The 19193-nt window shown below is 41.3% G+C and carries 13 protein-coding genes, 2 tRNA genes and 5 rRNA genes (1 of these 20 cut by a window edge); 6 read left to right on the top strand and 14 right to left on the bottom strand.

Annotated elements, in window-relative coordinates; all coding sequences use genetic code 11:
• The first annotated feature begins 31 nt into the window (after positions 1–31).
• Both QUF99_RS04900 and QUF99_RS04895 read left to right on the top strand, forming a co-directional pair.
• Entirely contained in the window at positions 32–652 is a 621-nt protein-coding gene (locus QUF99_RS04900; RefSeq protein WP_289368855.1) for a helix-turn-helix domain-containing protein, read from the top strand.
• A 4-nt stretch (positions 653–656) separates the two neighbouring features.
• Complete coding sequence (locus QUF99_RS04895) at positions 657–1835, top strand: site-specific integrase (RefSeq protein WP_289368854.1); 1179 nt, start codon at positions 657–659, stop codon at positions 1833–1835.
• Between the two features lie 77 nt (positions 1836–1912).
• Here QUF99_RS04895 and groL read toward each other — a convergent pair whose 3' ends face one another.
• Positions 1913–3547 (bottom strand): chaperonin GroEL, encoded by a 1635-nt coding sequence (groL, locus tag QUF99_RS04890; protein ID WP_289368853.1) that lies wholly within the window; start codon positions 3545–3547, stop codon positions 1913–1915.
• A gap of 38 nt (positions 3548–3585) precedes the next feature.
• A complete protein-coding gene (gene groES, locus QUF99_RS04885; RefSeq protein ID WP_289368852.1) occupies positions 3586–3870 on the bottom strand; it encodes a co-chaperone GroES in 285 nt (94 codons plus the stop codon).
• Positions 3871–4293: 423 nt separating this feature from the next.
• Here groES and QUF99_RS04880 point away from each other — a divergent pair, with 423 nt between their 5' ends.
• A complete protein-coding gene (locus QUF99_RS04880; RefSeq protein ID WP_289368851.1) occupies positions 4294–5037 on the top strand; it encodes a CPBP family intramembrane glutamic endopeptidase in 744 nt (247 codons plus the stop codon).
• Positions 5038–5039: 2 nt separating this feature from the next.
• The gene (locus QUF99_RS04875) at positions 5040–5240 is read left to right on the top strand and encodes a YdiK family protein (RefSeq protein ID WP_289368849.1); all 201 of its coding nucleotides are present in this window, start codon (positions 5040–5042) and stop codon (positions 5238–5240) included.
• A 26-nt stretch (positions 5241–5266) separates the two neighbouring features.
• On the opposite strand, the gene QUF99_RS04870 is transcribed toward QUF99_RS04875, so the two are convergent.
• Positions 5267–5896 (bottom strand): redox-sensing transcriptional repressor Rex, encoded by a 630-nt coding sequence (locus tag QUF99_RS04870; protein ID WP_289368848.1) that lies wholly within the window; start codon positions 5894–5896, stop codon positions 5267–5269.
• Positions 5897–6084: 188 nt separating this feature from the next.
• On the opposite strand from QUF99_RS04870, the gene QUF99_RS04865 reads away from it, so the two are divergent.
• The gene (locus tag QUF99_RS04865) at positions 6085–8010 is read left to right on the top strand and encodes an ABC-F family ATP-binding cassette domain-containing protein (protein ID WP_289368847.1); all 1926 of its coding nucleotides are present in this window, start codon (positions 6085–6087) and stop codon (positions 8008–8010) included.
• A gap of 482 nt (positions 8011–8492) precedes the next feature.
• Here QUF99_RS04865 and tsaD read toward each other — a convergent pair whose 3' ends face one another.
• The 9 genes from tsaD to QUF99_RS04820 all read right to left on the bottom strand — a co-directional run bounded on the left by tsaD (position 8493) and on the right by QUF99_RS04820 (position 16247).
• A complete protein-coding gene (gene tsaD, locus QUF99_RS04860; RefSeq protein WP_289368846.1) occupies positions 8493–9509 on the bottom strand; it encodes a tRNA (adenosine(37)-N6)-threonylcarbamoyltransferase complex transferase subunit TsaD in 1017 nt (338 codons plus the stop codon).
• Positions 9509–9952: a ribosomal protein S18-alanine N-acetyltransferase gene (rimI, locus tag QUF99_RS04855; protein ID WP_289368845.1), complete on the bottom strand. Its 444-nt coding sequence runs from the start codon at positions 9950–9952 to the stop codon at positions 9509–9511. The genes tsaD and rimI overlap by 1 nt, the downstream gene beginning before the upstream one ends.
• Before the next feature lie 11 nt (positions 9953–9963).
• The gene (tsaB, locus tag QUF99_RS04850) at positions 9964–10656 is read right to left on the bottom strand and encodes a tRNA (adenosine(37)-N6)-threonylcarbamoyltransferase complex dimerization subunit type 1 TsaB (RefSeq protein ID WP_289368843.1); all 693 of its coding nucleotides are present in this window, start codon (positions 10654–10656) and stop codon (positions 9964–9966) included.
• Positions 10637–11092 carry a tRNA (adenosine(37)-N6)-threonylcarbamoyltransferase complex ATPase subunit type 1 TsaE gene (gene tsaE, locus QUF99_RS04845; protein ID WP_483298620.1) on the bottom strand — a complete coding sequence of 152 codons (456 nt, stop codon included), beginning with the start codon at positions 11090–11092 and terminating at the stop codon, positions 10637–10639. Before tsaE ends, tsaB begins: the two co-directional genes overlap by 20 nt.
• 208 nt (positions 11093–11300) lie before the next feature.
• Positions 11301–11376 (bottom strand) — tRNA-Asp (locus tag QUF99_RS04840).
• A gap of 2 nt (positions 11377–11378) precedes the next feature.
• Positions 11379–11455, bottom strand: a tRNA-Met gene (locus QUF99_RS04835).
• A gap of 11 nt (positions 11456–11466) precedes the next feature.
• A 5S ribosomal RNA gene (rrf, locus tag QUF99_RS04830) occupies positions 11467–11582 on the bottom strand.
• 49 nt (positions 11583–11631) lie between these two features.
• Positions 11632–14553 (bottom strand): 23S ribosomal RNA (locus tag QUF99_RS04825).
• A 142-nt stretch (positions 14554–14695) separates the two neighbouring features.
• Positions 14696–16247 (bottom strand): 16S ribosomal RNA (locus QUF99_RS04820).
• A gap of 965 nt (positions 16248–17212) precedes the next feature.
• Here QUF99_RS04820 and QUF99_RS04815 point away from each other — a divergent pair.
• Positions 17213–17407 carry a hypothetical protein gene (locus QUF99_RS04815; protein ID WP_289368840.1) on the top strand — a complete coding sequence of 65 codons (195 nt, stop codon included), beginning with the start codon at positions 17213–17215 and terminating at the stop codon, positions 17405–17407.
• Between the two features lie 374 nt (positions 17408–17781).
• On the opposite strand, the gene rrf (QUF99_RS04810) is transcribed toward QUF99_RS04815, so the two are convergent.
• Positions 17782–17897 (bottom strand): 5S ribosomal RNA (rrf, locus tag QUF99_RS04810).
• 50 nt (positions 17898–17947) lie between these two features.
• Positions 17948–19193 (bottom strand): 23S ribosomal RNA (locus tag QUF99_RS04805); it runs 1676 nt beyond the window's last position.
• Together the 16S, 23S and 5S rRNA genes with 2 tRNA genes alongside form the textbook arrangement of a ribosomal RNA operon.

The following is a 19193-nucleotide window of genomic DNA, read 5'->3' as shown; positions in this document are numbered from 1 at the left end:
ATCATAAGTAATAAAAAAGGAGTGAATTAAATTGAATCAAAATAAGCATTTTGCTGATTTTATAAAGAACAAAAGGAAAGAAAAACACTTAACTACTAGTCAATTAGCTACATTATCTGGATTATCACAATCATATATTTCCAATTTAGAAAACGGTAATCGTAAAACACCTAAAATTGAAACTATTAATAAATTAGCTACAGGTTTGGGAGTACCAAACGGTACATTAATGATGGCTGCTGGTCTTGTTAGTGATCCATTTAAAACTGTAATTGACAAAGTGGACGAAGCTGCTTTCAAACAAGCATTCCATAAACAAAACATAGAAGAATTAGAAAAAGTAAATGCAGAAATTAAACGTTTGGAAAAACAACCAGAACAAGGGGACTTAAAGGAGTTAAAACAACGTAAACAACGTTTAACTGATCGTATTGACAAATACAATGGTACTTATGTCAAAGATGAAACAGTTACGAAAAGTCTGTCAGTCCCTCCTTATCTTTTCAACCTTAATTATTTACTTAGTTCAAATCATGATTTATTTTTTGATGAGGATACGCCTTCCAGTAATAACGAACAGAAAAAACTTACAGATGAAGACAAACAACATATAAAAGATTTTATAGAATATTTCATAATGAAAAAAAGGTGATCTCATGGCTTACATCTATAAAAAGGGGAAAAAGTGGGCATTTCGTGCATATATGGGCACAGACCCTGTAACCGGGAAGGAAATAAAAAAGAGTAAATCTGGTTTTTTGACTCAAAAGGACGCAAAACTTGCAGCCGCTTTATTCGAAAGACAATTTCATAATGGGGAATATATTCAGCCTTCTAAAATAGCCTTCTTAAACCTTTATAACGATTGGGAAAGGCATTATAGTCAAGATGCTAAAGAAAGCAGTGTGAGGGCTAGAAGGATTGCTTTAAAGCATATTATTAATGAGTTTGGACAACTTCCGATTCAAAAGATAACTAAAAAGGATTATCAAGACGTTATAGATAAGCTTGCTACTCAATTCAGTACAAACTATGTGTCCAGTATTCATACTTCGACAAATATGGTATTCGAATATGCTATTACAAATAATTTAATCAAAGAAGCACCAACGAAGGGCATTAAACTACCAAAGAAAAAGAAAACTGTATCTGATCTTGAAAATGATAATTCTATTAATGAAAAATTTCTTGAAAAAGAGGAATTGGAAGAATTTCTAACTGTCACTAAAAATGAAGGCTTGGAGAGCGATTTACTTGCCTTCACTATGTTAGCTTATACTGGTTTAAGAATTGGGGAATTGGTAGCTTTAAAATGGTCTGATATTGATTTTGAAGAACATACACTAAGGGTTATAAAAACTTACTACAATCCAACAAACAACAAGTTAAAATATACATTACTGACACCAAAAACAGAGGGTTCCATTCGCACTATAACAATAGACCCTCTTTTAGTCGCTATGCTCACGCAACACAAACAACAACAAGAAAAAATAATAACAGATAACAAACCTTTTTATAAAGACAATGATTTTATTTTTTCAACCAATGAAGGTTATCCTAAGACAATTAAGCATTTATCAATTAGAATGCAGCGACTACTTAAGAAAACATCTATTCAAAAACAAGTAACACCTCATTCATTTAGACATACTCATACGTCTTTGTTAATTGAAGCAAATGTACACATAAAAGAGATACAAGAACGACTAGGACATTCAGATATTAATACAACAATGGACATATACGCACACATGACAAAGAACATAAAAAAAGAGGCTTCCAATAAGTTTAGTAACTTAATGAAAGACCTCTCTAAAAATCTCACCGACTAATATCGGTCACTTTTTCGGATACTTACTAAGGTGTAAAGGCTTATAATTGTTGATATAACAAGGTTTTTACACCTTTATTACATCATGCCGCCCATACCGCCCATGCCCATGCCGCCCATATCAGGCATTGCAGGACCATTAGGTTCTGGTTTGTCAGCAACAACTGCTTCAGTTGTTAAGAACATTGCTGCAACAGATGCTGCGTTTTGAAGTGCTGAACGAGTTACTTTTGTTGGATCTACGATACCAGACTCAAGCATGTTTACCCAAGTACCAGTTGCTGCGTTGAAGCCTACGCCTACTTTTTCACCTTTTAAGCGTTCTACAACTACAGAACCTTCTAGACCAGCGTTGATTGCGATTTGACGAACTGGCTCTTCTAATGCACGAAGTACAATGTTAATACCTGTTGCTTCGTCGCCATCAGCTGCAAGCTCAGATACTTTCGTATATACGTTCATAAGTGCAGTACCACCACCTGCAACAATACCTTCTTCTACTGCTGCACGAGTTGAGTTAAGAGCATCTTCAATGCGAAGTTTACGCTCTTTTAATTCAGTTTCAGTTGCTGCACCAACTTTAATTACAGCTACACCGCCTGCAAGTTTAGCAAGACGTTCTTGTAATTTTTCACGATCGAACTCAGAAGTTGTTTCTTCTAATTGCGCACGGATTTGACCAATGCGAGCTTCGATTTGTTCTGTGCTACCTACACCTTCAACAACTGTTGTATTTTCTTTCGTTACAACAATTTTGCCAGCGCGGCCTAAAGATGCAACAGTAGCAGATTTTAAATCACGTCCTAATTCTTCAGTGATCACTTCACCACCAGTTAAGATCGCGATATCTTCTAGCATTGCTTTACGACGGTCACCAAATCCAGGAGCTTTTACAGCTACTACATTGAATGTACCACGAAGTTTGTTCACTACTAATGTAGCTAATGCTTCGCCTTCTACATCTTCCGCAATGATAAGAAGTGGTTTACCTTGTTGTACCACTTGCTCTAACACTGGTAAAATCTCTTGAATGTTAGCGATTTTTTTGTCAGTGATTAAGATATATGGATTATCAAGAACTGCTTCCATTTTGTCAGAATCAGTAATCATGTAAGGAGATGCATATCCACGGTCAAATTGCATACCTTCTACTACATCTAATTCTGTTGTGAAGCCTTTAGATTCTTCTAATGTAATAACGCCATCGTTACCAACGCGTTCCATTGCTTCTGCAATTAATTGACCTACTTCTTCGTCAGCAGATGAAATAGCAGCTACTTGTGCGATAGAAGATTTACCTTCGATTGGTTTAGAGATTGTTTTTAATTCTTCAATTGCTGCAACAACAGCCTTTTCGATCCCTTTACGAAGACCCATTGGGTTTGCACCAGCTGTTACGTTTTTTAAGCCTTCAAGAATCATTGCTTGCGCTAATACAGTTGCAGTTGTTGTTCCGTCACCAGCTACATCATTTGTTTTACTAGCAACTTCTGCTACTAATTTCGCACCCATGTTTTCGAATGCATCTTCTAATTCAATTTCTTTTGCAATTGTTACACCATCATTTGTAATAAGTGGTGAACCAAACTTTTTCTCAAGTACAACGTTGCGACCTTTTGGTCCAAGCGTTACTTTTACTGCATTTGCAAGAGTGTCGACACCGCGAAGCATCGAACGACGTGCTTCTTCACTAAATTTAATATCTTTTGCCATAATTTTTGACCCCCTTGGATTTTTAAAAATGTATATAATTAACCAATAATTGCTAAAATGTCACTTTCACGTAAAATCAAGTATTCTGTACCTTCGTATTTCACTTCAGTACCTGCATATTTTGAGAAGATGATAAGATCGCCTGCTGCTACCTCTAAAGCAACACGCTCACCATTTTCAAGCACACGACCAGTACCTACTGCAACGATTTTACCCTCTTGTGGTTTTTCTTTTGCAGTGTCTGGTAATACGATACCACTTGCTGTTTTTTCTTCTGCTTGAACAAGCTCAATTACAACGCGATCACCTAATGGCTTTAGCATGAACAATAACCTCCTCATTTTTCTATGTAAATTTTCTTTATTAGCACTCAGTAGCTCCGAGTGCTAACACACTTATAATAATAAATAATCTAAATTTCTTTTGCAAGTAAAAAAATCATAATTTTTTGCAAATCAATATACAGGCTTTTTCTACAAAACGTAAATGAATGATTATCACACAGGCGAGCCTTAGCTCACTTTATATTGCATCGGCTTTTCCGTTTCTCGTATGTTACAATAAGAAAGATGCCACAAGTTGTTTTCTCTATAGATACAGCTTTTTCCTGTTTCCTATTTCATTTTCAAGCAAAGATTTACAAAAAAATAATAAAACACACGGTTATTCTGTACTCCTGGCTGGATGTTTACATGTTATCCTGCCTTATCTCATAACATAAGGGCTAGAAAGGATGGTTAACCAATTTGAATAAACAGTATTGGTGGATTATAGTTACATATATTCTGATGCAATTATCAGGTATCATCGGATTACCACTTCTTGTAAAAACTGGACTTTATGATAATAGCGGTTTAACACGAGATGAAAAAATACAGATCATGACTGGTCATTGGGCAATTATTAGCTTTTTCATTGCGTTATGCATCGTACTTTGGCTACTGCGAACAGATATTCGCGACAGCCGTTTCGATACAAAACGCGCCAGTATTCCTGCCACAATTGGTTGGATCTTTATCGGATTCTTTTTAGCTTTCTTTTCTCAAACGATTGCTGGTACGATCGAAATGCGTTTGTTAGGTATTAAGCCAGGCTCTGAGAATACAGAGCGTTTAATGGAAATAGCAAGGACCACTCCTTGGTTCCTCATTGTTGTATCTATACTAGGCCCTATTTTAGAGGAAATTGTCTTTAGAAAGATTTTATTTGGCACACTGTATAAAAGGTTTAATTTCTTTATCGCAGCTATCATTAGTTCACTTGTATTCGCAGCTATCCACTTTGATTTTACGCACCTATTGGTATACACTGCTATGGGTCTTGTTTTCGCCTTCTTATACGTGAAAACAAAACGAATTATCGTTCCCATCATGGCTCACGTTGCCATGAATACATTAGTTGCACTATTTCAAGTAGCATTAAGTAATGAGCAAATACAAGAAATGATAAAAGAAGCAGAAAAAATGCAAGGATTTATCGGAGGATTTTAAATATGAGAAACTCACCATTGTTCATGGCAGCACTGTATTTCCTTCTTGGATGTATTTTTACATATTTAGCAATTATTAATGTTGAAGATACAATCTGGAATTTTTATACGCTACTGCTTGCTGGTATGGCGACAATAGATTTTAATTTAGCACTTCACCTTATCTTAGTAAAATTCAAAACGAAAACAAAAAAAGAACAATAAAAACGCAAGGGATTTCCCCTGCGTTTTTATTGTGGATAATTTTTTAAAAAGTAAACAAGCGTTTGTAATTCTACAGCTAAATCAATATGATGTATCCTTATATTCTCTGATACATTTAACCGTGCTGGTGTGAAATTCAACACTCCATGTACGTTTGTATGAGCTAATCGATCTGCCACAGCTTGTGCAACAGTAGCAGGTACTGTTAATATTGCCACTTGTATATCATCTGTCAAACGCTCTTCAAGTTCATCCAAATGATATACAGGAATTCCTCCGATTTCTTTTCCAACTTTCTCCTCATTTACATCAAAAGCCATTTCAATTTTTGTATTATTATTTTTCGTGAAATTGTAATGTAAGAAAGCGGTCCCTAAATTACCCACTCCAATAAGTGCTACACGTGTTATATCATCTTGATCAAGTGTTTCTCGGAAAAACGATAGTAAATAATTCACATTATAGCCGTATCCCTTTTTCCCTAACGCCCCAAAATATGAAAAATCTCTGCGAATTGTTGCGGAGTCTACCTTCACCGCTTCACTTAATTCCGCAGATGATACACGTTGCTTACCAGAAAGAGATAAGTTTTGGATAAATCGATAGTATAGAGGCAAACGTTTGGCAGTCGCCTGTGGAATCTTTTGTTGATCCATAAAACCACTCCACTCCTCTCTTCCTATCTCTGTTCATGTGATTTGAACAAATACAGAAGTTTAGCACTTAAGACTTTCCTTGTATAATAGAGAGAGACTTCTCTCTTTATTTTAAACTATACACTATTTTTAGTATGATTGAAAAATATAAACATGGCAAAGTTAAGAAATTATTTGAGGTGAAAAAATTGATTTTATTACAAGTAAACGGACTTTCCAAATTGTACGGTGCTGAAACAATCCTTGCAAACATTAAACTTGAAGTACAAACAAGAGATCGCATCGCCCTTGTCGGTCGAAATGGAGCTGGAAAATCTACACTATTAAAAATTATTGCAGGGGAACTCTCTCACGACGATGGTGAAATTATAAAACCAAAAGACGTATCCATCGGTTATTTAGCCCAGAATACCGGTTTAGAAACTTCATTGACCATTTGGGATGAATTATTAACTGTCTTTACGCATCTACAACACATGGAAAAAAAACTTCGAAGGTTAGAGCAAGAAATGGGTAAGGAAGAAAACTTCTCAAACGCTGCTACATATGAAAAATTGCTCGCTGACTATGATCAATTGCAACTGGATTATAAAGATAAAGGCGGTTATCAATATGAAGCAGATATTCGCTCTATTTTAAGCGGCCTTGGTTTTCCAGCAGAAACGCATGGAACAACGATTTCCACATTAAGCGGTGGTCAAAAAACGCGGTTAGCCCTTGGTAAATTGCTATTAACAAAACCAGACTTGCTTATTTTAGACGAGCCGACAAACCATTTAGACATTGATACACTAACATGGCTAGAACAATACTTACAAGGCTATCCGGGCGCTATTTTAATTGTTTCCCATGATCGCTACTTTTTAGACAAGCTTGTCACACAAGTATATGAAATCTCTAACAAAGAAAGTAGACGTTACGTCGGAAACTACAGTAAATATTTAGATTTAAAAGCCGCACTCTATGAGCAGGAAATGAAGCGCTATGAAAAGCAGCAAGACGAAGTTGCAAAATTAGAGGACTTTGTTCAAAAAAATATTGCCCGTGCTTCTACAACAAAGCGTGCCCAAAGTCGCCGTAAACAATTAGAACGAATGGAACTGATGACCAAACCATTAGGTGATTCAAAATCAGCATCTTTTCATTTTGATATCGAAAAGCAAAGTGGGAATGATGTGCTACAAGTAAAAGACGTTTCCATTGGATATAATCAAGAACCGGTTATTGAGCATGTTAATGTACGATTAACACGAGGAGACAGTGTGGCACTTGTTGGACCAAACGGAATTGGGAAATCTACGCTACTAAAGTCACTTGTAAATAAAATCGAGACATTAGGTGGAGACATTTCTTTCGGTTCTAATGTCTCCATCGGATACTACGACCAAGAACAAGCCAACTTAACATCATCAAAGCGTGTTCTGAACGAGCTTTGGGATGACTATCCAATGCAACCTGAAAAAGAGATTCGCACCCTACTCGGCAACTTTTTATTCTCAGGAGACGATGTGTTAAAACCAGTCTCTTCCCTAAGCGGTGGACAAAAGGCAAGATTGGCCTTAGCAAAATTAATGATGCAAAAGTCCAATTTACTCATTCTAGATGAGCCAACGAACCATCTCGATTTAAATAGCAAAGAAATTTTAGAAAATGCCTTAATCGATTTTCCAGGAACCCTTTTGTTTGTCTCTCATGATCGCTATTTTATCAATCGTGTAACGACAACAGTCGTTGAATTATCAACAGATGGTGCACAAGAATACTTAGGGGATTACGATTACTATGTGGAAAAGAAAAATGAAATGTTTGAACGGGCAGAATTAGAACAATTAGAAACAAATGCACCCGCCCAAAAACAAATCGCTCAAGAAAAGATAAATTATCTTGAGGAAAAAGAACGTAAAAAGTTAGAACGTCAACGCTCACGAAAAATTGAAGAATTAGAAGAAAATATCGCGAAACTAGAAGAAGAAATTACAGAATTAGAAGATCAACTTTGTCTGCCGGAAGTGTATGCCGACTACGAACGCGCTAGTGAAATTACAACAGCCAAGCAAACGATGCAAGAGCAACTAGAAAAATATATGGCAGAATGGGAAGAATTACACGTATAAGCTCTCTGTCTTTCATATACGAAAAAAAAGGAGATGGCTCAAAGTCATCTCCTTTTTTCTTTTTAATCCCAATGCCCGATATGGCACAAAAACAGTTTACTATGTCTCCATTTCATACATGCTATCGGTAATAGTTACACCTTATAAAGTAAAACTTTATACGGCGGGGGTTTTCTTCATTCCCCACTGATTATTAGCCCTGACCAATCGGGCGTTTACTGCCCGCAAATAGCAGGATAAATCAAAGATACAGTATAATTACAATATACATAAGAATATTCTAGTCAAACGTCTGACCTCTTTTTAGTTATCCACAACATTATACACATATCCACCTTTATAATATGAGGGGATGAAATATCTTTTCCACATTATCCACAATCCGCATAAAAAATATCCACACTTTATATACACAATAAAACCCATATTATCAACAGATAATATGGGTTTTATCCACAGCTTGTGGTTAATTTTGTGTATAACTATGCTTCGATATCTAATCCTGGATTTGCGTTCAATGCCAATGTCGCACGCTTTCCTTGTTCATATGCAATCGTTCCAGCTGCTGCAATCATCGCTGCATTATCTGTGCATAAAGATAATGGCGGAATGATAAGCTCAATATGTTCATTCTTTGCAAACTCCTCCTCTAAACGGGCACGGAGTCCTTTATTGGCTGCAACACCCCCAGCAAGAAGCACTTGTTTCACATCATACGCTTTTGCTGCACGAACTGCTTTCGTTACTAGTACATCTATTACACTCGCTTGGAAGCTAGCTGCTAAATCTTCTGGTGCAATGTCTTCCCCGCGTTGTTTTGCGTTATGCACAGTGTTGATAACTGCTGATTTTAATCCACTAAAGCTAAAGTCATAAGAATCTGGTTCGAGCCATGCACGAGGTAAATCAATCGTTGGCTTTCCTTCATGAGCAAGGCGATCAATGTGTGGCCCACCTGGATACGGCATCGATAACGTACGTGCAACTTTATCATATGCTTCTCCTGCAGCATCGTCTCTCGTCTCGCCAATTACTTCAAATGAACCATGTTCTTTCATATAAACAAGCTCTGTATGCCCTCCTGATACAACAAGTGACAACAGCGGGAACTGTAACTCTTTTACTAAGCGATTTGCATAAATATGTCCAGCGATATGATGAACACCGATGAGCGGAATATCATGAGCAAAAGCAACCGCTTTTGCTGCATTTACACCAATTAAAAGTGCACCTACTAACCCCGGCCCTTCCGTTACAGCGATTGCATCAATATCTTCAAATGAGATGTTCGCTTCTTTTAATGCTTCCTCTAGCACAACTGTGATTTGTTCTACGTGATGACGAGATGCTATTTCTGGTACAACTCCGCCAAAACGCTTATGACTTTCGATTTGTGAAGCCACTACATTTGCTACTATTTCTTTTCCATTTTTGACAACTGCTACAGCTGTTTCATCACAGCTCGTTTCAATACCAAGTATAATTGTATTTTTTTCCATTATATATTCACCCACATTACAAGACCATCTTCATAATTGTCCGTATAGTATCGTTTACGAATCCCACCATTTTGGAATCCATACTTTCTGTATAACTTTTTCGCTACTTCATTTGACACTCTTACTTCAAGGGTCATCGTCTTAGCTCCTATTTCCTTCGCTTGATCTATTACTTCTTTTAACAAAGCATCTCCAAGCTTTTGACCACGGTATTCTGGTAAAATGGCTATGTTCGTAATATGTGATTCATCAATAATAATCCATAATCCACAGTATCCAATTACCGCATCATTTTTTTCTATTACAACATAGTGCGCATATTCGTTCGTCGTTATTTCACGATAAAATGCGTCGGCTGTCCAAGGAGTTGTAAATGACGCTTCTTCAATTGCAACAATTTGGGCAATATCATCGGTCGTCATCTTTCGAAATGTAATATCCATCGCTCTAACCCCTACTGTTTTTGACTTTCTAGCCATTTTGTTTCTGCTTCTGCCAAACGAAGATAGCTCGGAACAAATGTATGTACGCTTTGTTCTTCTTTTTGTAATCCTAAAAATGCTAACTCACTTGGTCTTGGATTATTCTTTGTAAAGGAAGCAAATATAGCTAAGTCTCCCAAATGCTCTACAATTGTTTCTTTATGTTGTTCTACATCATTTCCAATAAATAAAACAGGTTGTCCCATATCTTTTAACATCTGTAACCAATCCACAATAAGAATGATTCGATCATCCTTTATAGAAATTAGCTGTTCCTCTTTATATGTATACAAGCCTGTATAAATTTGTCCTCGGCGCCCATCAAATAATGGACAAATAACACCTTGGAAATTCGCCCCGTTTGCTGCTACTACTTCCAGGCTAGACACACCCACAATCGGAATTTGCAATGACCAAGCTAATGTTTTCGCTGCCGTTACTCCAATCCGAACACCTGTATACGAACCAGGACCAGCTGCTACAACAATTTTATTTAAATCTTTAGGTTTTACATTACACTCTTGCAAAAGCTGTTCTACAGCTGGCATAAGGCGTACAGAATGATTTTTTGTTAAATTTGTAATGATTTCTCCAACAACAGTATTTCCATCAATAAGAGAAACTCCCATTACATAATTTGAAGTGTCAATTGCTAGTACTTTCATCTTGTAATAGCTCCTCACATAATCTAATATAACGTTCTCCACTTGGCTCTAGTACAATTCTTCTTGTATTATCACCTTCATGAAATAAACTAATCTTTAACTGTGAAGTCGGTAGGAAAGATTCAATTAAATGCGCCCATTCTACAACTGTTATGCCTTCACCATAAAAATATTCATCAAATCCTAGATCCTCTTCACTTTCCGCTAAACGATACACGTCCATATGATATAGCGGTAGTCGCCCTTTGTACTCTTTAATAATATTGAATGTTGGACTATTTACAACACGCTTTACACCAAGCCCTTTTGCAAGGCCCTTCGTGAATGTTGTCTTGCCTGCCCCAAGGTCTCCTTCTAAAATAAGTACATCTTGCGCCTCAACAAGTTGTCCCAGCTTCTCTGATAATTCCTGTGTTTCTTCAGAAGACGTTGTCATAATTTCATATCTATTCAAAGGTTTCACCTACCTTACTTACAATATTCTCTGCTCTTTATTATACAGTTTTTTTCACTTTGTTTCATTTTTGATCATATAAAAAAAGACCTTAGGAGTTTTCCTAAGGATAAGATTGACTGTCTTTATAAGTTTTTTAAATAAATAAAAAAATACGAAACAAGTTGTTTCGTTCTTTTCTTTGTATAAATGGCGGTCCCGACCGGGGTCGAACCGGCGATCTCCTGCGTGACAGGCAGGCATGTTAACCACTACACCACGGGACCATTGGTTGCGGGGACAGGATTTGAACCTGCGACCTTCGGGTTATGAGCCCGACGAGCTACCGTACTGCTCCACCCCGCGACGATATAAAAGCCTGGCAACGTCCTACTCTCACAGGGACAAGGTCCCAACTACCATCGGCGCTAGAGAGCTTAACTTCCGTGTTCGGTATGGGAACGGGTGTGACCTCTCTGCCATCATTACCAGACTTATGAAGGTATATTCCTTCAAAACTAGATAACATTGCTTCATATTATATGGTTAAGTCCTCGATCTATTAGTATTCGTCAGCTCCACATGTCACCATGCTTCCACCTCGAACCTATCAACCTGATCATCTTTCAGGGATCTTACTAGCTTACGCTATGGGAAATCTCATCTTGAGGGGGGCTTCATGCTTAGATGCTTTCAGCACTTATCCCTTCCGCACATAGCTACCCAGCTATGCCCTTGGCAGAACAACTGGTACACCAGCGGTGCGTCCATCCCGGTCCTCTCGTACTAAGGACAGCTCCTCTCAAATTTCCTGCGCCCACGACGGATAGGGACCGAACTGTCTCACGACGTTCTGAACCCAGCTCGCGTACCGCTTTAATGGGCGAACAGCCCAACCCTTGGGACCGACTACAGCCCCAGGATGCGATGAGCCGACATCGAGGTGCCAAACCTCCCCGTCGATGTGGACTCTTGGGGGAGATAAGCCTGTTATCCCCGGGGTAGCTTTTATCCGTTGAGCGATGGCCCTTCCATGCGGAACCACCGGATCACTAAGCCCGACTTTCGTCCCTGCTCGACTTGTAGGTCTCGCAGTCAAGCTCCCTTATGCCTTTGCACTCTACGAATGATTTCCAACCATTCTGAGGGAACCTTTGGGCGCCTCCGTTACACTTTAGGAGGCGACCGCCCCAGTCAAACTGCCCACCTGACACTGTCTCCCGGGTCGATGAGACCCGTAGGTTAGAATTTCAATACAGTCAGGGCGGTATCCCACCAGCGCCTCCACCGAAGCTAGCGCTCCGGTTTCAATGGCTCCCGCCTATCCTGTACAAACTGTACCAAAATTCAATATCAGGCTACAGTAAAGCTCCACGGGGTCTTTCCGTCCTGTCGCGGGTAACCTGCATCTTCACAGGTACTATAATTTCACCGAGTCTCTGGTTGAGACAGTGCCCAAATCGTTACACCTTTCGTGCGGGTCGGAACTTACCCGACAAGGAATTTCGCTACCTTAGGACCGTTATAGTTACGGCCGCCGTTTACTGGGGCTTCAGTTCAGAGCTTCGCTTGCGCTAACCCCTCTCCTTAACCTTCCAGCACCGGGCAGGTGTCAGCCCCTATACTTCGCCTTACGGCTTCGCAGAGACCTGTGTTTTTGCTAAACAGTCGCTTGGGCCTATTCACTGCGGCTTTCCGTTAAGAAAGCACCCCTTCTCCCGAAGTTACGGGGTCATTTTGCCGAGTTCCTTAACCAGAGTTCTCTCGCACACCTTAGGATTCTCTCCTCGCCTACCTGTGTCGGTTTGCGGTACAGGCACCTTTTATCTCGCTAGAAGCTTTTCTTGGCAGCGGGGAATCAAAGACTTCGCTCCATAAGGAGCTTCCCCATCACAGCTCAGCCTTCACGATAAGCGGATTTGCCTACTTATCAGCCTAACTGCTTGGACGTGCACAACCAATCGCACGCTTCTTCTATCCTTCTGCGTCCCTCCATTGCTCAAACGATAAAGAGGTGGTACAGGAATATCAACCTGTTGTCCATCGCCTACGCCTGTCGGCCTCGGCTTAGGTCCTGACTAACCCTGAGCGGACGAGCCTTCCTCAGGAAACCTTAGGCATTCGGTGGACGGGATTCTCACCCGTCTTTCGCTACTCATACCGGCATTCTCACTTCTAAGCGCTCCACCAGTCCTTACGGTCTGACTTCACTGCCCTTAGAACGCTCCCCTACCACTGATACCATAGGTATCAATCCGCAGCTTCGGTGGTGTATTTAGCCCCGGTACATTTTCGGCGCAGAGTCACTCGACTAGTGAGCTATTACGCACTCTTTAAATGGTGGCTGCTTCTAAGCCAACATCCTAGTTGTCTAAGCAACTCCACATCCTTTTCCACTTAATACACACTTTGGGACCTTAGCTGGCGGTCTGGGCTGTTTCCCTTTTGACTACGGATCTTATCACTCGCAGTCTGACTCCTAAGGATAAGTCATTGGCATTCGGAGTTTGACTGAATTCGGTAATCCGATGAGGACCCCTAGTTCAATCAGTGCTCTACCTCCAAGACTCTTACACTTAAGGCTAGCCCTAAAGCTATTTCGGGGAGAACCAGCTATCTCCAGGTTCGATTGGAATTTCTCCGCTACCCACACCTCATCCCCGCACTTTTCAACGTGCGTGGGTTCGGGCCTCCATTCAGTGTTACCTGAACTTCACCCTGGACATGGGTAGATCACCTGGTTTCGGGTCTACGACCACGTACTAAACGCCCTATTCAGACTCGCTTTCGCTACGGCTCCGCCTCTTCAGCTTAACCTCGCACGGGATCGTAACTCGCCGGTTCATTCTACAAAAGGCACGCCATCACCCATTAACGGGCTCTGACTATTTGTAGGCACACGGTTTCAGGATCTCTTTCACTCCCCTTCCGGGGTGCTTTTCACCTTTCCCTCACGGTACTGGTTCACTATCGATCACTAGGGAGTATTTAGCCTTGGGAGATGGTCCTCCCAGATTCCGACGGAATTTCACGTGTTCCGCCGTACTCAGGATACATTCAAGAGGGAACGAAGTTTCGACTACAGGGTTGTTACCTTCTATGACGAGCCTTTCCAGGCTGCTTCGTCTACCCCGTTCCTTTGTAACTCCGTATAGAATGTCCTACAACCCCAAGAGGCAAGCCTCTTGGTTTGGGCTAGATTCCGTTTCGCTCGCCGCTACTCAGGAAATCGCATTTGCTTTCTCTTCCTCCAGGTACTTAGATGTTTCAGTTCCCTGGGTCTGTCTTCCATACCCTATGTATTCAGGTAAGGATACCATACCATTACGTATAGTGGGTTTCCCCATTCGGAAATCTTCGGATCAAAGCTTACTTACAGCTCCCCGAAGCATATCGGCGTTAGTCCCGTCCTTCATCGACTCCTAGTGTCAAGGCATCCACCGTGCGCCCTTTCTAACTTAACCAAAATTAATTAAAAAAATATGAGCTACACTGTTATCTAGTTTTCAAAGAACATACATTTCGAGAGATTTAGTTCTCTCAAAACTGAACGAAACGAAACAAGTCAACGTATATTGATGAACTGCGTTCATCAATTCTCCATAGAAAGGAGGTGATCCAGCCGCACCTTCCGATACGGCTACCTTGTTACGACTTCACCCCAATCATCTGTCCCACCTTAGGCGGCTGGCTCCATAAAGGTTACCCCACCGACTTCGGGTGTTACAAACTCTCGTGGTGTGACGGGCGGTGTGTACAAGGCCCGGGAACGTATTCACCGCGGCATGCTGATCCGCGATTACTAGCGATTCCAGCTTCATGTAGGCGAGTTGCAGCCTACAATCCGAACTGAGAACGGTTTTATGAGATTAGCTCCACCTCGCGGTCTTGCAGCTCTTTGTACCGTCCATTGTAGCACGTGTGTAGCCCAGGTCATAAGGGGCATGATGATTTGACGTCATCCCCACCTTCCTCCGGTTTGTCACCGGCAGTCACCTTAGAGTGCCCAACTAAATGCTGGCAACTAAGATCAAGGGTTGCGCTCGTTGCGGGACTTAACCCAACATCTCACGACACGAGCTGACGACAACCATGCACCACCTGTCACTTTGCCCCCGAAGGGGAAGCCCTATCTCTAGGGTTTTCAAAGGATGTCAAGACCTGGTAAGGTTCTTCGCGTTGCTTCGAATTAAACCACATGCTCCACCGCTTGTGCGGGCCCCCGTCAATTCCTTTGAGTTTCAGCCTTGCGGCCGTACTCCCCAGGCGGAGTGCTTAATGCGTTAACTTCAGCACTAAAGGGCGGAAACCCTCTAACACTTAGCACTCATCGTTTACGGCGTGGACTACCAGGGTATCTAATCCTGTTTGCTCCCCACGCTTTCGCGCCTCAGTGTCAGTTACAGACCAGAAAGTCGCCTTCGCCACTGGTGTTCCTCCATATCTCTACGCATTTCACCGCTACACATGGAATTCCACTTTCCTCTTCTGCACTCAAGTCTCCCAGTTTCCAATGACCCTCCACGGTTGAGCCGTGGGCTTTCACATCAGACTTAAGAAACCACCTGCGCGCGCTTTACGCCCAATAATTCCGGATAACGCTTGCCACCTACGTATTACCGCGGCTGCTGGCACGTAGTTAGCCGTGGCTTTCTGGTTAGGTACCGTCAAGGTGCCAGCTTATTCAACTAGCACTTGTTCTTCCCTAACAACAGAGTTTTACGACCCGAAAGCCTTCATCACTCACGCGGCGTTGCTCCGTCAGACTTTCGTCCATTGCGGAAGATTCCCTACTGCTGCCTCCCGTAGGAGTCTGGGCCGTGTCTCAGTCCCAGTGTGGCCGATCACCCTCTCAGGTCGGCTACGCATCGTTGCCTTGGTGAGCCGTTACCTCACCAACTAGCTAATGCGACGCAGGTCCATCTACAAGTGACAGCCGAAGCCGCCTTTCAATTTCGCACCATGCAGTGCAAAATGTTATCCGGTATTAGCCCCGGTTTCCCGGAGTTATCCCAGTCTTGTAGGCAGGTTACCCACGTGTTACTCACCCGTCCGCCGCTAACTTCATAAGAGCAAGCTCTTAATCCATTCGCTCGACTTGCATGTATTAGGCACGCCGCCAGCGTTCATCCTGAGCCAGGATCAAACTCTCCAATAAAGTTAGTTTGTCTAGCATCATAAAAATAAAAATTGACGTTGCACGTTGTTTGTTTCGTTCAGTTTTCAAAGAACTTGTTTGCCGCTCATTTGCGACTCCCTTATGTTAACATCTCAGTTATTCAATGTCAACTAAGTTTTTTTATTTTGTTTTTTCGCTTTCTGCTCTGTTGCATCAGCGACTCATATAATACTACACGCTTGTTCTTATAAAAGCAATACTTTTTTCCTTAAAACCAAAATTTTCTACCCCTATACAAAAGCTACCTTCCCTAAAGCGAGACCTCCATCAATAGTAGACTCATCCGCCTAATGGTTTAGGCCTCTTCATTACAATGGCCTATGAAGAAGATCCTCCTTCTTTCTTTTAGGCTCTGTTAAAGAAAAGCTTATCTCTCTCATCCATACTAAGAAGCGATTTCCTTGTCTGTTTGATATTGCTTTTTACTAAAATATATCTTTTCTCATTACTAATGGGTTATGTTTCAAAACATCATACTTACTATCCCATCCTAAGATTCATTTATTCACACTTAGTTGATCACTAGATGCAACGGGTTTCACATAGCCTACTTCGTTCGTGTTAACTATATCTAATTCATACTTATGAAAACACAATTTAATATCTTCATAGTACAATCAAACAGCCTGTCTATATTTTAAATAGCTAGCATCTCTTACCCTCTCTATCGTCTAGCTTTTACTACAATAATCCCTAATGCCACTAAAACGATTGCCATAACATACATAAGAAAGTAAATCGTTTTACTATTCACTTCAAACATCCCGTTCTAAATATCAATAAAAATATGATTGATATGATATATAGAATTTGCTTTAGCAATTATTTGCACAAACTCAGGACTACTTGCTACTGGTATTGTAAAATCACCAGTAAACATCACAAATGAATTATTCTAAATATAACTCGTATTATTCTTTACTATTACATAGAGGAGTGAGCATATGGAAATCGGTGAAAAACTTGGTAAAATCCGTATAAACACAGGCTTAAAAACAGAAAAAAGATATTCATTACGCAGCCTAATTGAAATTCATATAGAACTTAAAGACTGGGAAGTCGTTAGCGAACTTATGGATGAATCATTTAAACTTGCTGCAATTCATAACCTCCCCTATGCACACGTTCAATTGCATTAATTTAAGGCTATGATTTTCAAATTACGTAATGACCATTGTGGATATGAGAAGGAAATGCAAAGAGCAATTGAAATAGGAATAAAAAAAACAGTATCTTTTGGTTCAAGAACTTGCTGCAGAATTAGGAAAGTATTTTTATAAAAATTGCGCATATAAAATGTCCGCAAAATCTCTTAATCTATCGATAAATAATTCCCTAGATTAACACGAGGCATATAAAGTAAAACTTTAATCAGTCGTTTTTTTCTTCATCCCCCACTGATTATTAGCCCTTACCAATCAAGTAGAAACCGCTAGACAATGCAGTCCACTATTTTCTACTTTTTCCTTTAAAAACACAAAAAAGACGAGTCATTATGACTCGTCTACAGGTTGCTTGGCGACGTCCTACTCTCACAGGGACAAGGTCCCAACTACCATCGGCGCTAGAGAGCTTAACTTCCGTGTTCGGTATGGGAACGGGTGTGACCTCTCTGCCATCATCACCAAACTGATGAAGGTATATTCCTTCAAAACTAGATAACATTGCTTCATATTTATATGGTTAAGTCCTCGATCTATTAGTATTCGTCAGCTCCACATGTCACCATGCTTCCACCTCGAACCTATCAACCTGATCATCTTTCAGGGATCTTACTAGCTTACGCTATGGGAAATCTCATCTTGAGGGGGGCTTCATGCTTAGATGCTTTCAGCACTTATCCCTTCCGCACATAGCTACCCAGCTATGCCCTTGGCAGAACAACTGGTACACCAGCGGTGCGTCCATCCCGGTCCTCTCGTACTAAGGACAGCTCCTCTCAAATTTCCTGCGCCCACGACGGATAGGGACCGAACTGTCTCACGACGTTCTGAACCCAGCTCGCGTACCGCTTTAATGGGCGAACAGCCCAACCCTTGGGACCGACTACAGCCCCAGGATGCGATGAGCCGACATCGAGGTGCCAAACCTCCCCGTCGATGTGGACTCTTGGGGGAGATAAGCCTGTTATCCCCGGGGTAGCTTTTATCCGTTGAGCGATGGCCCTTCCATGCGGAACCACCGGATCACTAAGCCCGACTTTCGTCCCTGCTCGACTTGTAGGTCTCGCAGTCAAGCTCCCTTATGCCTTTGCACTCTACGAATGATTTCCAACCATTCTGAGGGAACCTTTGGGCGCCTCCGTTACACTTTAGGAGGCGACCGCCCCAGTCAAACTGCCCACCTGACACTGTCTCCCGGGTCGATGAGACCCGTAGGTTAGAATTTCAATACAGTCAGGGCGGTATCCCACCAGCGCCTCCACCGAAGCTAGCGCTCCGGTTTCAATGGCTCCCGCCTATCCTGTACAAACTGTACCAAAATTCAATATCAGGCTACAGTAAAGCTCCACGGGGTCTTTCCGTCCTGTCGCGGGTAACCTGCATCTTCACAGGTACTATAATTTCACCGAGTCTCTGGTTGAGACAGTGCCCAAATCGTTACACCTTTCGTGCGGGTCGGAACTTACCCGACAAGGAATTTCGCTACCTTAGGACCGTTATAGTTACGGCCGCCGTTTACTGGGGCTTCAGTTCAGAGCTTCGCTTGCGCTAACCCCTCTCCTTAACCTTCCAGCACCGGGCAGGTGTCAGCCCCTATACTTCGCCTTACGGCTTCGCAGAGACCTGTGTTTTTGCTAAACAGTCGCTTGGGCCTATTCACTGCGGCTTTCCGTTAAGAAAGCACCCCTTCTCCCGAAGTTACGGGGTCATTTTGCCGAGTTCCTTAACCAGAGTTCTCTCGCACACCTTAGGATTCTCTCCT

This window comes from Bacillus sp. DX4.1, assembly GCF_030348195.1.
Taxonomy (GTDB): Bacteria; Bacillota; Bacilli; order Bacillales; family Bacillaceae_G; genus Bacillus_A.
This window is presented reverse-complemented; position numbering and strand designations above follow the sequence as displayed.

Bases quoted from the DNA above. Each gene is read 5' to 3' on its own strand.
- QUF99_RS04895 (WP_289368854.1), top strand. From the start codon at position 657: ATGGCTTACATCTATAAAAAGGGGAAAAAGTGGGCATTTCGTGCATAT.
- groL (WP_289368853.1), bottom strand. From the start codon at position 3,547: ATGGCAAAAGATATTAAATTTAGTGAAGAAGCACGTCGTTCGATGCTT.
- groES (WP_289368852.1), bottom strand. From the start codon at position 3,870: ATGCTAAAGCCATTAGGTGATCGCGTTGTAATTGAGCTTGTTCAAGCA.
- QUF99_RS04875 (WP_289368849.1), top strand. From the start codon at position 5,040: ATGAGAAACTCACCATTGTTCATGGCAGCACTGTATTTCCTTCTTGGA.
- QUF99_RS04870 (WP_289368848.1), bottom strand. From the start codon at position 5,896: ATGGATCAACAAAAGATTCCACAGGCGACTGCCAAACGTTTGCCTCTA.
- tsaD (WP_289368846.1), bottom strand. From the start codon at position 9,509: ATGGAAAAAAATACAATTATACTTGGTATTGAAACGAGCTGTGATGAA.
- rimI (WP_289368845.1), bottom strand. From the start codon at position 9,952: ATGGATATTACATTTCGAAAGATGACGACCGATGATATTGCCCAAATT.
- tsaB (WP_289368843.1), bottom strand. From the start codon at position 10,656: ATGAAAGTACTAGCAATTGACACTTCAAATTATGTAATGGGAGTTTCT.
- tsaE (WP_483298620.1), bottom strand. From the start codon at position 11,092: ATGACAACGTCTTCTGAAGAAACACAGGAATTATCAGAGAAGCTGGGA.
- QUF99_RS04815 (WP_289368840.1), top strand. From the start codon at position 17,213: ATGGAAATCGGTGAAAAACTTGGTAAAATCCGTATAAACACAGGCTTA.